The sequence below is a fragment of the Pseudoalteromonas sp. Hal040 genome (genome assembly GCF_037162425.1).
Taxonomy (GTDB): domain Bacteria; phylum Pseudomonadota; class Gammaproteobacteria; order Enterobacterales; family Alteromonadaceae; genus Pseudoalteromonas; species Pseudoalteromonas gelatinilytica.
Genome location: NZ_JARLUU010000001.1, coordinates 910,261 through 925,067, shown reverse-complemented (window position 1 = coordinate 925,067; position 14,807 = coordinate 910,261). Strand labels below are relative to the sequence as shown.

Annotated in this window: 7 protein-coding genes; 1 reads left to right on the top strand and 6 read right to left on the bottom strand. The window is 42.4% G+C overall.

Going from position 1 to position 14,807, the window contains the following annotated elements; genetic code table 11:
* Positions 1–18: 18 nt before the first annotated feature.
* The 6 genes from P4S60_RS04180 to P4S60_RS04155 all read right to left on the bottom strand — a co-directional run bounded on the left by P4S60_RS04180 (position 19) and on the right by P4S60_RS04155 (position 12,124).
* Entirely contained in the window at positions 19–2,985 is a 2,967-nt protein-coding gene (locus tag P4S60_RS04180) for a carbohydrate-binding protein (RefSeq protein ID WP_337115108.1), read from the bottom strand.
* Positions 2,986–3,086: 101 nt separating this feature from the next.
* Positions 3,087–4,949, bottom strand: coding sequence for a glycoside hydrolase family 13 protein (locus P4S60_RS04175; protein WP_337115107.1), 1,863 nt, complete (start codon positions 4,947–4,949; stop codon positions 3,087–3,089).
* Between the two features lie 65 nt (positions 4,950–5,014).
* Complete coding sequence (locus P4S60_RS04170; RefSeq protein ID WP_337115106.1) at positions 5,015–6,292, bottom strand: alpha-amylase family glycosyl hydrolase; 1,278 nt, start codon at positions 6,290–6,292, stop codon at positions 5,015–5,017.
* Positions 6,293–6,555: 263 nt separating this feature from the next.
* Positions 6,556–7,029, bottom strand: a complete 474-nt coding sequence (locus P4S60_RS04165) for a VOC family protein (protein WP_063700397.1) — start codon at positions 7,027–7,029, stop codon at positions 6,556–6,558.
* A 139-nt stretch (positions 7,030–7,168) separates the two neighbouring features.
* Positions 7,169–10,729, bottom strand: coding sequence for an ImpA family metalloprotease (locus tag P4S60_RS04160; RefSeq protein ID WP_337115105.1), 3,561 nt, complete (start codon positions 10,727–10,729; stop codon positions 7,169–7,171).
* Between the two features lie 144 nt (positions 10,730–10,873).
* A complete protein-coding gene (locus tag P4S60_RS04155) occupies positions 10,874–12,124 on the bottom strand; it encodes an MFS transporter (RefSeq protein WP_337115104.1) in 1,251 nt (416 codons plus the stop codon).
* A gap of 251 nt (positions 12,125–12,375) precedes the next feature.
* Between P4S60_RS04155 and P4S60_RS04150 the strand changes: the two genes are divergently transcribed.
* Positions 12,376–14,745 (top strand): TonB-dependent receptor domain-containing protein, encoded by a 2,370-nt coding sequence (locus P4S60_RS04150; protein ID WP_337115103.1) that lies wholly within the window; start codon positions 12,376–12,378, stop codon positions 14,743–14,745.
* Positions 14,746–14,807: the final 62 nt, after the last annotated feature.

Sequence of the window (14,807 nt, the reverse complement as noted above, 5' to 3'; positions counted from 1 at the left end):
AAAACAGTAAGTTAACTACTAAAACCCACTATTCCCGCTGACCTTAATTAAACTAAACTCAGGCCATACATTGACACCTGATGCACCATTTGTGACGGTAACATCTTCAAAGTACGCATTACCTTGTGCTTGAAACTCCATGCTAAAGTCACTCGCAGTGCCGTTAGCCTGAACCCCATCAATATGCACATTTTTAAATAACAAATTTTCGACACGCTTTTGCCAGCTCACTAATATCGCCTGATGAGTACTGTCGATAATATCGACATACGTCACTTCAATAGGCGCGGTGATATCGGCTGAGTCAGCATAAATCCAAATAGCACCTAATTGCGCTTGCCAATTTGGTTCATAGCCACCTGTACGAAGTAATGTCGTGTTTTCAACTCTAGTTACACCTGCAAGCGGCACAGGGTTAAAACGAGTGCCAATTGCAACCCCTGCTGAGCCCGTTAAAGTATCAGCAAATAAGTTATTTAAAACGGCATTGTCTGTACCACCGTAAATGCCGGCACCATTGCCAAGTAAAGGCACCTGTACAGTGTTGTGGATGAATGCGGCGCGTGTAACTGGTGAACCTGATGACCACATTGCTAAAGCATCATCACCAGTATTACGGATCATTGATTGCGTAATATGCGTATCTTTAATATCGGTGTGTAAATTCACACCATCTGCAAAGGTGTTACGGATCCTAAGACCAACGGCCAGTAATCCATCGGTTCCTGCCGATCCCCATAAACCAACCTTAGTATGTTCTACCCAGATATTTTGTAATAAAGAACCTTTGCCAAAATTACCCTCTAATGCTGCATGAAATGCCGCGTCGTCACGATAACGTACATCGCCATCAATCATTAAGTGAGCTATCGTGACATTGTCACCAGTCGCATAAAAGCCACCTTTACCATTAAGACCTGCGATCACCGAGTACCAAGGCCCAGCACCAATAACGCTAACATCAGATAGATTAAAGCGGTCACTAACGATAAAGCGCCCTTGTGGGATCCATACACCTGTTCCTTGTGCTTTAGCATCTGCAATAGCAGTTTGAATAGCATATAAGTCATCTTGACCATCGTCAGCGACAGCACCGAAATCTGTAATTGAAACAAAGCCAGTTGGCTTAGCTCTTGGCGCTTCAACAAGCTCAGTTTCAAGCAAATCAATGTCATAGTAATTTGCTGTTGAGTTAGCATCCTTTTCGAAACGCAGCACTGTGCCAACAGGCAATGTTTGCCCTAGCATCATGCGTGAACCATCAAAGAAACGTTGTGCAGAGCCTTGTGAGGGGTTATTACCGTATGGGTAACTGCCATATACCCAGCTGAATAAACTAGATACTTGATGATCAGCCAATTTAACACCATCGGCAAAAACGGCTAGTTGATTAATTTGGCCCGTACCGCTGCTGTTATCTGGAATTGAACTGCGTAGCACAAAAGCATTCGCAGCTTCAGTTAAAGTAAACTCTACAAAATCGCCAGTGTTGTTCAAACGAACGGCTTGACGGCCTGATGCTTCTGCCGCGACAGAATGAAACACGCGACTTGGTGCAAGAACTTGTGCATTTGTCTGTGCATTTTCAGCTTCATAGGCTTTATATGGGGCCGTGGCACCACGAGATTCTAATGGCAAACCTTGTTCTAAACTAACATTGTCAATTGCATACTCAGCTGATGAGTCACTATGCTGGGCAATAGTGAGTGTTCCCACCCCTTTATGTAAATTTAAATTGTAAGCTTTAGTTGTGAAACCCGTTGTAGGTTCAAAAGTCATTTCACCTGCATCGATACCATCAATAAACAAACGGGCCTTTTGTGTTATGCCTGAGCTATTGTTATATCTAAAACCAACTGTTTGCAGGCCAGTTTGACTTGCATTAACGGTGGCAATAATGCGTGATGAATTAGCCGTACTTTGCACTACTGCGCCTTCTCCTTGCGCACCTGTTAATGAAGTAGAAATATAAGCGCCACCGGCATAAAAGCCGTCTTCGGCTTCATAAGCATCACTATTTATTGGTGGCTCAACGGGGGGATCTGTCGGATCGGTTGGGTCGGTTGAAACCTGACTCAAAGCAACCGAATCTAAGTTAACATTACCACTATCATTATTACCGAAAAGATAATTTAACTGATGGGTGCCTTGGGTTAAATCAAAGGTGTGACTTACGCTTGCCCAGCTATCCCAATTATTTGTTGCTGGTAATGTAATAGTTTGAGTTGATTGCTCTGTATTAAAACTAATTGTGCGATCACTACCTGTACCATTAGCATAGCTGAGTGTTAGCTGATAACTACCCGCTTCGCTAATATCAACATTAAATGCACTACTTGCTTGGCCTTTATTACTATCAGTGAAGCCACCTACAAAGCCATTACCGCTAAAACCCGTGTGATTTGACTCTGCAACAGCACCGCCAGTTAATAATGCATCTTCGAGTTCAAGCTGTTGATTAACATTTAAAGCTGGCACAGTTTGCTGGTTTGGACTGGTAACAGTAAATGCATCGAGATTTATATTACCACTGTCTTGATTATCAAATCGTAGACTAATCGTATGACTGCCAGAGGTTAAGTTGATAGGGTTTGTTTGGCTAAGCCAATCAGCCCAGTGGCTACCAGAATTAAAATACACTTGCTGCACATACTGATTATCAATATATAAGCTAAGTGATTTAGCACTCCCTGTGCCATTGGCATAACGAGTCGCTAACGTATATTGCCCTGACTGGGGAACACTCGCCGAAAAACTAACCGCGGCACTTCCCTTATTACCATCAGTGAAACCGCCTAGATAACCCGTTCCGTAATAACCTGCATGTTCAGTTTCAAAAGCGGCCCCGCCACCCACATTTGCATTTTCGGCTTCTTGTTGACTAATAGTTTGCGCATAGGCTGGATTTATGAGTGTATTAAGTCCTATTGCCGAAGACATTAATACACAATATTTTAGGCTTACGAGTAAATGTTTTGCATTCATTGTTAAGCTCCTTTTTGTGTGTTTTAGGTTGTGTGCAAGCTATGCACACAACCAAGCTACATACATAAAAGTTACTTACTGGTTACAATTAATACTCAAAGCTAATTTACTCTGATAATTGCTCCGCTTTTGGCTGAGAGGCTAACTACTAACTTTTTATCTAAACCCGCATAATCAGCATCGCCGTACAGTAAATCAGGCTTTTTATTATTTAGATACGACAAGCTAATCTTTTGATTTTCTGTTGAGTTATTAAACAAAACCCAAAAGGTACCGGTATGATGCTGGCGCTCAAATACAAACACATTCTTCGTATCATCAGCGAGCATGGTTTTATAGCTACCAATACTCAACGCAGGGTTCGCATTTCGAATTGCTATTAATTGTTTGTAGGTCTGTTTTAGGGATGTGTTAACAGTTACTTCGTCAGGGCTACGCACTGAGCCATCAGGGTTGTAGCGCTCAGCTTGGTACTTAATATCTGGCCAAATCATTGGTTTACGACTATCAGGATCATTCGCTCCCCACATACCCACTTCGTCGCCATAATAAAGCATAGGCGCACCAACGTAAGTCATTTGTAATAAAGCAAATAATCGTTGCAGTTGTAAGTCATATGAGGTGGGTTTCGAGACCCTATAATCTGGGTTTATCACCGCTTGTGACGTAGTAAAGTAGTCTTGCCAATCACGAAAATTAGCAATACCACGATTGACAATATGTGAGCCAATGCGATTAGAGTCATGACTACCAAATAAGTTTTGTACCACATAGGCAACACCCTGAGGGTATAAGCTACGAAGCTCAGCTAGTTTGCTATCGAACTCGGTTGGTGAAATCGCCATCTTCTCAGGATTAAAGAAAAACTCAGCTGCAGTAAAAGCAAAGTTATAATTCATTTCACCATCGAATTCATCGCCTTGCATATAAGGCTTAACATTTTCAGGAGTATCAACAATTTCAGCGGTTAAGTAAGCTTCAGGATTAATTGATTTAACAAGCTGACGCCAATCTTTCCAAAAGCCGTGAGCAATGCAATAAGCAACATCTAATCGCCAACCATCAATACCATATTGACGACCTTTACCTTTTGGGTTCATCCAACGTTTTGTGGCAGCAAAAACATATTGCTTTGGTCCTGTGACTAACCCGTGTTCATCTTCTTTAAATTCAGGCAGTGACTTAACACCAAACCAACCTTGATAATCAAATTCAGTGCCTTGTCTTTCGTCTTTAAAACTGATCACTGTAAACCAGTTTTTATAGTCTGAATTTTCTTGGTTTTTTGCTAAGTCTTGAAATGCAAAGCTGTTAATCCCCATGTGATTAAACACCCCATCGAAGATTATACGGATGCCTTTTTGATGGGCTTTGTCTATAAGCTCTAAGGCTAACTCATCCGCTTTGGTCCAAATCCAAGTTTTTGGATCAAGTGGGTTCTCTTGTGCCATTAATTTTCGATCGCCTACAGGATCTGGGCCGAAGTTTGGGTCTATGTGGTGGTAACTTGCAGCGTCGTATTTATGTAACGATGGAGAATCGAAAACCGGATTCAAATAAATAGCATTAATACCTAAGTCTTTTAAATAGTCGAGTTTATCAATGACACCTTGTAAATCGCCCCCATATCGGCGACGTAGCAAATGAGTACTTATCTCATGCTCATCATTAGCGGCTTTATTTACACGTTCATAATCTTGCAGTTCATACCAATCACTGCCCCATGGATGAATACGCCACTGCACTGGCTGTTTAATTGGATCAGCCCCTTTAATATCATCTACTTTTGGATCATTGCTTGGATCACCGTTGCGAAATCGCTCTGGAAATATTTGATACCAAACAGCTTTCTTAGCCCACTGAGGTACAAATTCGTTTTTATTGTTATCTTGAGAATATGCTTGCGTAACAGCTATTGCATTGACAGATAAAGCCAGCAAGCTCATTTGGAAAAACCGTTTCATTGAAAACCTTAAAATCATCACACTATCTCAATTAGGGTAATGATTTTAAGGTTACAAAACGGTAACTATTGTTCGATAAGTATTTTAAATTGCCAAGGTTCAAGCATGACACGTTGCTGCTTTGAAATTGTTTCAGGCTTGCCGCTCAGTGCGTTTTTATAACGACCTGCTGCAAAGTCAGACTTAAGGGTAACAGCCTGTGTTTCGGCTGATAAATTAAACACAGCAAATACCTTATTATTTTTATTTTCTCTGATAAAACTAAGTACAGACTCACTTTGGCTATTCTTCACTTGCACCATGGGTGCGCCCCATTTACCGTTAAAAAGGGCTGAATTTGCTTTTTTTATCGCGAACAGCTGTTGATATAAATCGCCTATCGGGTGTGGTCGCCAATTAATGGGATCTCGTGAGAAAAACTTTAATCGCTTTTCGTTCCCAGCTTCTTGGCCATTGTAGATCATCGGAATACCGTCACTGACAACTGAAAGCGCGATTACTGCCTCAAGCGCATCGCCAAATGCTTCAAACTGAGTTGCTTCCCATGCATTTGCATCATGATTACTAACATAATTTAAGCGCATAGCATTTTCAGGGTAGTAGCCAGTATTCCATGAATAATACTCATAGAGTTTACCGAGTCCGGCTTTTCCTTTTGCAATATCGTGAACAGCCTTCCACCAACTCCAGGCATAACTGGCATCAAATGCCTGATAATGAAAATCTCTTCCTTCCCATTCTGCAAGCATAAAGACAGGTTTGATCTGTTCAAGTTCTTGTCTCACATCTTGCCAAAATTGTAATGGTACTAAGCCAGCGGCATCACAACGAAAGCCATCAATTCCTGCTTCTTTCACCCAAAACTGCATGGCTTTAGACATATATTTGCGAAGTTCAGGCTTTGAGAAATCTAAATCGATAATATCATCCCAATCAAACCAAGGTGTTGATGTGAAATTGCCCTCATGATCTTTCATGTACCACTGTGGGTGCTGCTCCTTAATTGGGTTATCCCATGCAGTATGGTTGGCTACCCAATCCAAAATGACATACATATTTTGCGCATGTGCCGCGTCGACAAACTCTTTAAGGTCAGCAAAAGAACCAAGCTCTTCACTCACCCCAAAATAATCTTTAATTGAGTAAGGGCTACCAAGCTCGCCTTTGCGATTTTGCTCTCCAATTGGATGGATTGGCATTAACCAAATAATGTCTATGCCTAATGTTTTTAATCTTGGCAACTGATCTTTAGCGGCTTTTAGTGTGCCTTGTGGCGTGAACTGTCGAGTATTAATTTGATAAATAGTGGCACTTTTAAGCCACTCAGGATTCTGAACAGTCACCAAGGAAGACACTTGATGAAGCTGCCTGTCCACGTTGCTAACATTGGATTGGCAGCCAACTATCAGTACTGCCAATGTAAAAATCAATACTCTAAAAGTCATTGTTCTCTCAGTCTTATTTTTATAAACCTTGTTGCAGTATATTTATAAGATTGAAGAAAACCGCATCCATTCGTATTCATTGATAAAACTGTGAAAACAGCGCTTTTTGTAACTGTTCAGTAACTTAGCGAGCAATAAAATTGTAATGGGCACATTGCTTTTTAAGCATCCTGCTCTTTACTCATGAGCTCTCCCATGCGCTCAATTAATTCTTGTTCAGTTAGGTCTTCTTTATGTGTCGCGATGTTCCATATATGGCCAAATGGGTCGGCTAACGTGCCCGACCTATCGCCATAAAATTGGTCGTGCACAGGGCGTAGCTCTTTCGCCCCAAGCGACAACGCTTTGGCAAAAACAGCATCGACATCTTCAACATACAGCATCATATTGACCGGTGTACCGCCAAGCTGCTGTGGAGATTTGTATTCCATTTCAGGGTAGGTGTCAGAAAGCATGATGTAGGAGTCGCCTATTTTTATCTCGCCGTGCGCCACCCCACCATCAGGCATTGGCATTTGCATTACAAGCTCGGCATTAAAAGCCTGCTTATAGAATTCGATAGCTTTTGTTGCGCCATCAATAATCAAATACGGGGTTACCGCATGGAAACCTTTTGGGATTGCAGAAACAGCCATGTTACACCTCAACGTTAAATGTGTGAGTTATAAAGGTAGCAGCTGTAGCTAATTTCACTAATCTAATGGTAAAAACGCCAGCGACATCTTTCGCTGGCGTTTTAGATATAAATACTAATCGACTTAACAAAGCGGTGTATTATTCAGGCCAACTTTCTGCCCCATCAATTGCAACCTCTGTTTGATTTAACGTGGTGCAATAACCTGTGGCAGATGATGCATAGTAAACATCACCTAATACCGTGTAGTTTTTTGCTTTAACCTGCTGTTTTGCTTTGTCTGACGTTGCCATGCCCCACATGCTGAAATAGTTGCTCAAATCGAGCTCGGTTGCTTCTGAAAGCGCGATTAATAGCCAATCATTGTTGCCTATGCTTTGCGCCTCCGACAAGCTGTAGCTTGAAAAGCCAAGTGCATCTTTTTGTGCCTGCCAATTAGACTCGCTGTTATCAGCTAGATTAAACGCACGCTCCAAAATGTGTAAGCGAGGGTATAAATGCCAGCCGTTTTCAAGCTTATTGTGTGCCTGTGCGGCCATCATTATTTGTAAATATATAGCGTGACTTTGCGACCACTGAGACATTGCTAAACCTTGCATATAAGCAAATGCATCTGCGCTTTGTTTACTGGCTTGTAAATGATCAAACAAGTTCTCGAATGGTAAGTTTTGGCACGATGCCGAAAAACCAGTTTCATCTTCAAACTTTGACTTACTGTAGTAGGAGTAAAAATTGGTATTTGAATGGCCACCAAATCCTTCGATACGAAAGCGCCCTTTTTCAAGTCCATGTCCTAATTCATGGATATCGCCATGCCCAGTTGGATTAAAATTCCAACCTACGTCATACGGATTACCAGAACAGCCCCAACCACAGGTCGGTTGGTCTGCATTCATATGTTTTACAATATCAATTGTTTGTACTTCGATATTGCGTGCACTCGCAAAGTCATGAATTTCGCTTACCACATCGATGCCCGGCCCTTTAAAACCAGCAAGTACATGCGGATAGTTATGAGTATAACGCTCTACTGCATGGGCGAAGTCAGACGCTACAGGCCAATAACCATCGTTAATTGAAATACGCATTTTCTCGAGCTTTGAATGCACTTCAAAGCCACCGGTTGCGACCTCAGCCCAATCATAATCGCCCTGTTCCAGCAGTGCAGCAAAGCGCTCATCGTCACTGCTGCTTCGCCAATAAGGGTGCTCACCTACATTGCTAAATTCAAAGCTGACATCTAAATCATTTTGATCAAACTCAATTTGAATTGGCCCACCATAAGGTGACGTAAAATAGACTGTTTCATTTGTCTCTATAGGCACATGAACCGACTGCAATTTAGCGGGTCGATTATAGCCATTGCTGCTCATGTAATGTGTTGCGCCATCGCGCAGAGTATTAACAAACACCTTGGTATTCACTGCTTGATTATCGGTGCGTTTGATAGCAAATGTTTGCCCCGGCAAGGCATACACACCCGTTGAGCGAAAATACGCCTTACTCTGCATATTCACGGTGACGGTTTTAGGTGTTACATGACTAAAATCACTACGGCTGAAATTACCCATATCAACTTGAAGTGGATTAACTTTACGTATATTTAATACCGCATGATCAGTAAACAGTCCGCGAAAGAAGCTTGTATTATCGGTGCTTAGCTTATCCATCGGGAAGCTCACAACTTGGCGATAATGATCTGCAAGCAGCACCAGTAACTGGTAAAAGCGATAGCCCTGCTCAGTAAAGATATCTGTTTTCGCTTGGTCAAAACCTCTAAAAACCGAATTAATGATAGTTGCCGCATCACTAAACTGTTGCTGATATTGGCTTTCAGCTGGGCAACTACGGTTATCACAAGCACTTAAATCAACACTAAATTCGCTGCTTTTAAAGCGACTAAGTAAGTCTTTAATAGTTTGCGCATCGGTTGGCAAGCTGTCGTTAATAGCAATTGGGTTCCAATTTGCCAGTTCTAATCGGTGCCAGTAGTTATCACCTGCAACGCTCACATGGAGTAATTCAAATAGCGCTCTACCTAGTGCAGTTTGGCTTCCATCACGCTGAATATAGATCACTGCTATATCATTTGCTTGCGCTTGCTTTACTGCAGCCACAACATTATCAATATTTAATCCTTCACGCTCATGCTGAGAGATAATCAGTACATCCGTGTCAGTTGTTAAGCACGCCGCTAAAGCGTCGTTGTCACAACTTGTATTGTCGTTATAGCTCACCATGCCTTCATATTGACTATCAAACCACTCTCGCGTTTTGATCCTATCTTGAAAGTAATAGCTTTGATCAAGTTGCGCTAATACAAGTTTGAGTGGCTGCTCTGCGGTTATTTCTCTACCAGCTAACCAGGTGGTGCTGTTTTTCAAAAACTGAGTCATTTGCTCGTTAATGGTATTTCTATAAGGGTTACTACCAAATACCAAGTAACGGCCCTGCTCACCATCACTAGTCCCGACTACAGCAAGATTTCTGATCTTTGCCTCGTAACCATCTTGCCAACTATTGTTGGTAAGTAGTACCGGCTCATTGAATGGATACGTAGCAGTTAATAGCGTTGCATCCCATGTTGGATACCAGCTTAATTCATCAAGGGCGGAGCTTGAGCCAAAAGCAAATAAGCTATTTTTAATGCTTTGAAAGCGCGCTTTGTGGCTATCAATTTCATTAAGCGCAGCATCAAGTAGCAATTCACTGTTTGGCACAACTAGCGCATTACCTGTTTCTAGTGCCTCAGCTACATAGCTTTGAGTAATGTTTAACACAAACTCGAAGCTTGCTTGTACACGTGAGTCAGAGGCTGTGATTGTGAATTTATGCTCACCAAGATCTTCATTACTCGCGGTGCCAGATAAGATGCTAGTTTGCTCATCAAAACTTAGCCACGTTGGCAACCCTGTTACGGTTAAGCTCACATCATCGTTGTCTGCATCGGTGCTGATTAACTGCACACTCAATGCCTGCTCAGCACGCGCTTCACTACTCAGTGGAGACACCACAGGCGCCGAGTTTGCTCTAGCAGAGATGTTAAATGTTTGCTCTGCCTGCTGCGTCACTTCGCCATCTGAATAACGAAAACGAATTTGCTGTTCGCCCGTATTCGCAAACAAGGGCGTGCCGCTAAAACGGAGGTTATTCGCATCAAAACTAAGCCAATCAGGTTTACTAACTTCACCTACTACAACAGTGTCATTTTGTGCATCAGTAAATGTTAACTGGTAAGTATAAGCTTGGCCTTCATTGCTATCCGATGGGGTGGACGTGAGCGTTGGCGGCGTATTTTCAATAAGTTTGGCTTCTACATTAATATCAATCAAAAGCTGGGCAGAGAGCTGACCATCAGTGACTGTAAACTCAATGTTGGCATACTTACCTGCTTGCTCTGGTGTGCCACTGATACTTGCTGAGGCTTCATTAAAACTTAGCCAACTTGGTAAGTTTGTTACAGACAAAGTAAGTGGGTCATTATCTGGATCAGAGACTTCAGGGCTAAAACTCAAGGTTTCACCAACCCGTAAAGTCTGTGATTGACCACTGATTTGCGGCGCTTGGTTTTGCGGTGCTTCAGTTACAGGCGGTGTTGTTGTTTGTTTTTCATTTGAGCCTGAGCCGCCACAAGCAGCAAGTGTTAGCAATACAGCCGAGCATAATAGCGAGCGTTTGCACAAAAAGTAGGGTGCGTTCATTGAGTTCTTATCGGTATGGTAAACAATTTTTTAACATTATAAGCCGATACTACAAACTAATATCTCGGAAAAAATACGTAAATTGATATCGCTGTCATTAATTGTTTAAACCATAAAAAGCCCCATGAAGGGGCTATTTAAAGGTTATGACGGGTTTGCAAAATCGGGTCTGGGTAACTTTTCGAGTATGGCGTATAAATAAATCACTACAAGGCAAAGGCCTCCCGTCGCGAAAAATAACGTTGGACCGTTGTAATAATCTAAAATTAAACCACCACCGAGTGGTGCTAAAGCAAACCCTAAATCATAAAACGAAGCCGCGCCAAAGTACGCACCACGAAGATGAGAAGGTGCGAGCCTATCAAGGTGTACGTTCATCGTCGGAAACAAAATAGTTTCGGCCAAACTCATCACCACTATCGCACCAATCCAGCCCCAGAATAAATCGATTGGATTAAGTGCTAGCCAAAACTGCGACACCATTAATAGTACCAAGCCAATTTGAATGCGCACCGTTAGGCTAAATCGCGCCATCATTTTTAACAGCAGAAATTGACTTGAAATGATCACTAACGCATTGGTAAAAATCAGTGCAGAAATCAATGCAAGTAGGTCGGGAGCCTCTGCCCGAGTTAGGTATTGTATGAGTGAACTATCCATTTGCGCATAAATAAACATGCACAAAATATTGGCTAAAATTAAACACTGCAGCAGCTTATCTGCAAATAGAATACGTAAGATTTGCTTGCCCTGTACAGCTGGTTTTTTCTCTTCTGGCTCATCAATCGTCGCGGTATTTTTTGCTGCTTTATCACTAAAATTAAAGCCCCAAACAAGCAGCACCAATAAAATAGCAAATGCCCCTGCGGTAATATAAAAGCTCGACTGCTCACCGGTTAAACCTAGCCATACCCCTGCTAATGGACCCACCGCACAGCCCACATTAACAATAAAGTACAGCGACTGCATGGCCAGCTCGCGAGTTTGTGAATCCTCAATAATATCGCCAATCGCCGCACTGGTTAATGGTCGCCAAAGTGCAGTCGCAATCGAGCATAAGGTCATTACAATCACATAACCGGCCACGGTTTCTACCTCAGCTAACAGCGAGAAAGAAATGATATACAGCACGCCGGTAATGTACATCAGCGTATGCCGGCCCACTTTATCGGATAGGCTGCTGCCAATAAAACTGGTGAACACTGAAATCACCGCGGCACTGGTAAGTACCAAACCGACCTCTGTCGCCGATAAAGCAAACTTTTCGTACAAGATCACCGCAAGAAATGGCCACACCATGTAATAGCTACCACGGGTAATAAATGAGCCAAATAGGAAGATCCACATAAGCACTGGAAACTGCTTAAAGCGCGCTAAAGAGATATCTGAATTCATTATTTTAATTTTTATGATGATGTTTAAAACACTATACAGGAACTGAATCTGCCTTGGGTATTTAATCTAAAACTTGTTTGTAACAGCCTATTAATTAGCTAAAAAGCAAACGCAACTTAATTGTGAATAGTTTAAGCCAACTTGAAAAAGATTAATCTAAATAAGAATAGTTATTGATCGTATTTTTCATTTCTGTAGTATACGCGACGTCCCTCAAAGGGATAACCTACAAAAAGAACTGGAAACCTACAATGAAATCAATAAAACCAAGCTTACTGGCACTTGCCATAGCAACACATTTTTCAGCCTTTGCTGATGACGCTAAGCCCAAACAAGATATGGAACGCTTAGTTATTACTGCAACAGGTTTTGAGCAAAAAGTTACCGAAGCACCTGCAAGTATTTCAATTATCACTAATGAAGATATTAAGTCTCATGCCTTCACCTCAGTACTTGATGCGGTGCAATATTTAGAAGGGATCGACATTGGCACAACTCGTGATAAAACTGGCCAAGGCAGTGTAAGTATGCGTGGTTTAACAGGTGAATACACCCTGTTACTCATTGATGGTAAACGTCAAAATAACCATGGTGACATATACCCAAACAATTTTGGTGGCAACGCGTTTAACCACGTACCACCGGTTGATGCCATTGAACGTGTTGAAGTAATTCGCGGCCCTGCATCAACGCTTTATGGTGCAGATGCATTGGGTGGTGTAATTAATATCATCACTAAAAAGCACACTGATAGTTGGAGCGGTGCAGTGTCTTTTAGCCGTTCATTACAGCAAAACGATGATTTTGGCGATGACATTACCACTGACTTTAGTGTGATGGGTCCACTTATTAAAGACGTATTAAGTTTAGGTGTGCGCGGCAGTGTTTACGAGCAACAAGCATCATCGCCAACATTTGAACCAGCAACCGATCCAAATGGTGTTGTTCATACTCGTTCATTAGGTTTTGGTAGTGGCGGTCGTACCGTTGATAACACAAACGAGCAGTATGGTTTTACTCTAACTTATACCCCGTTTGAGTCGCATCATTTACGTTTTGATTATGATAATTCAAGCCAAGTGTACGACAACACGCCAAGCTACGACATCGAATCAGGCACCATTACTTACCCGCTTGGCACTAAAGATAATATTGAATCAATTTGGCAAGACCGCCGCGGCCAAGTAAACCCGCGCGCAGGTTATGCTGCAGACCAAGAGTTTGACCGTGAGTGGTGGTCAATCAGCTACGATGGCGAGCTTGATTGGGCAACGCTGAAGGCTTCTGTTTCTTATGTTGATACGCAAAATAATGGCCGTACTCTACCGCTCAGTGTTAGCGAGCGCCTAGAGCTGCAAGCAATGTACGACGGTACTGGCGAATACGAAGGAATGGATGAGCAAGCACGTAAAGACTTAGCCGAAGAAACATTCCTACCGCGCCCTGCTCGCCCACTTGAAAGCAGTCAATATACCTACGACTTACGTTTTGATATTCCAATCACAGGTAGCTTTGGTAGCCATAACCTAGCAATTGGTGGCCAGCTTATCGACGGTGAATTAAAAGACGGTGTATTTGGTCTTGAAAGTGATCAAGCTGGCAAAGTACAAGAGCAAAACATGTACTCAATCTTTGCCGAAGATAACTGGATGGCAACGGACAACTTTACCTTCACATTAGGCGCTCGTTACGATGACCATGATGTATTTGGCAGCCAAGTATCTCCGCGCGTTTACGGTGTCTATAACCTCTCTGACACTTGGACGCTAAAAGGGGGTGTAAGTACGGGTTATAAAACACCACAAACCACAGACCTTTATGACGGTATTACCGGATTTGGCGGTCAAGGCACAAGCCCGTTTGCGGGTAACCCAGACTTACAACCAGAAACCAGTGTGAACTCTGAAATCGCCCTTTACTGGACTTCGCTTGATGGCGATCACAACATCAATGTGACTTACTACAACACCAAGTTTGAAGACAAAATTGCCAGCGGCGACACTATTTTAAGCTGTGAGCAAACTAACGATGTACGCCCTTGTGTGAACTTAGGTCAGTACGATCAACTTGGCTACGATAGCTATAGCCAAAAAATCAATATCGACGAAGTAGACCTACAAGGTGTTGAAATTGCAGGCCAATATACTATCAGCAAAACAGTGTCTGTTAACGGTAACTACACCTGGACTGATAGCGAACAAAAGAGCGGCCCTGAACAAGGTCAGCCACTAACGAACTCAGCTGAGCACATGGCAAACCTTACCCTAAACTGGGAAGCGACTGACTTTATGAACCTATACCTACAAGGTGTATATCGTTCAGACCGTTACCGCGGCTGGGATAACGTGCACGACAAAGCGCTGTACTACAAAAATTACAACCTACTTAATTTAGGTGCGCAGTTTTATGTAAATGAGTACGTGCAAATCAATGCCCGCGTAAACAACCTATTAGACGAAGATTTCACCTCGTATAGCACAAGCTATACCGACCTAAATGGCGATGGTGAGTATGAGTACCTAACAGGTCGCGGTGTAATTAGTGAAGTCACATTCACAGACGACTACAACGTTAAAGATAAAGGCCGTAACTTCTGGATTGGCGTTACCGCTTACTTCTAAGAAAACTCCCTGAAAATAGACAGCATGCAGTCATGTGCTGTCTATTTTTCTTGCTGTCACTA

Bases quoted from the DNA above. Each gene is read 5' to 3' on its own strand.
- P4S60_RS04150 (WP_337115103.1), top strand. From the start codon at position 12,376: ATGAAATCAATAAAACCAAGCTTACTGGCACTTGCCATAGCAACACAT.
- P4S60_RS04155 (WP_337115104.1), bottom strand. From the start codon at position 12,124: ATGAATTCAGATATCTCTTTAGCGCGCTTTAAGCAGTTTCCAGTGCTT.
- P4S60_RS04165 (WP_063700397.1), bottom strand. From the start codon at position 7,029: ATGGCTGTTTCTGCAATCCCAAAAGGTTTCCATGCGGTAACCCCGTAT.
- P4S60_RS04180 (WP_337115108.1), bottom strand. From the start codon at position 2,985: ATGAATGCAAAACATTTACTCGTAAGCCTAAAATATTGTGTATTAATG.
- P4S60_RS04160 (WP_337115105.1), bottom strand. From the start codon at position 10,729: ATGAACGCACCCTACTTTTTGTGCAAACGCTCGCTATTATGCTCGGCT.
- P4S60_RS04175 (WP_337115107.1), bottom strand. From the start codon at position 4,949: ATGAAACGGTTTTTCCAAATGAGCTTGCTGGCTTTATCTGTCAATGCA.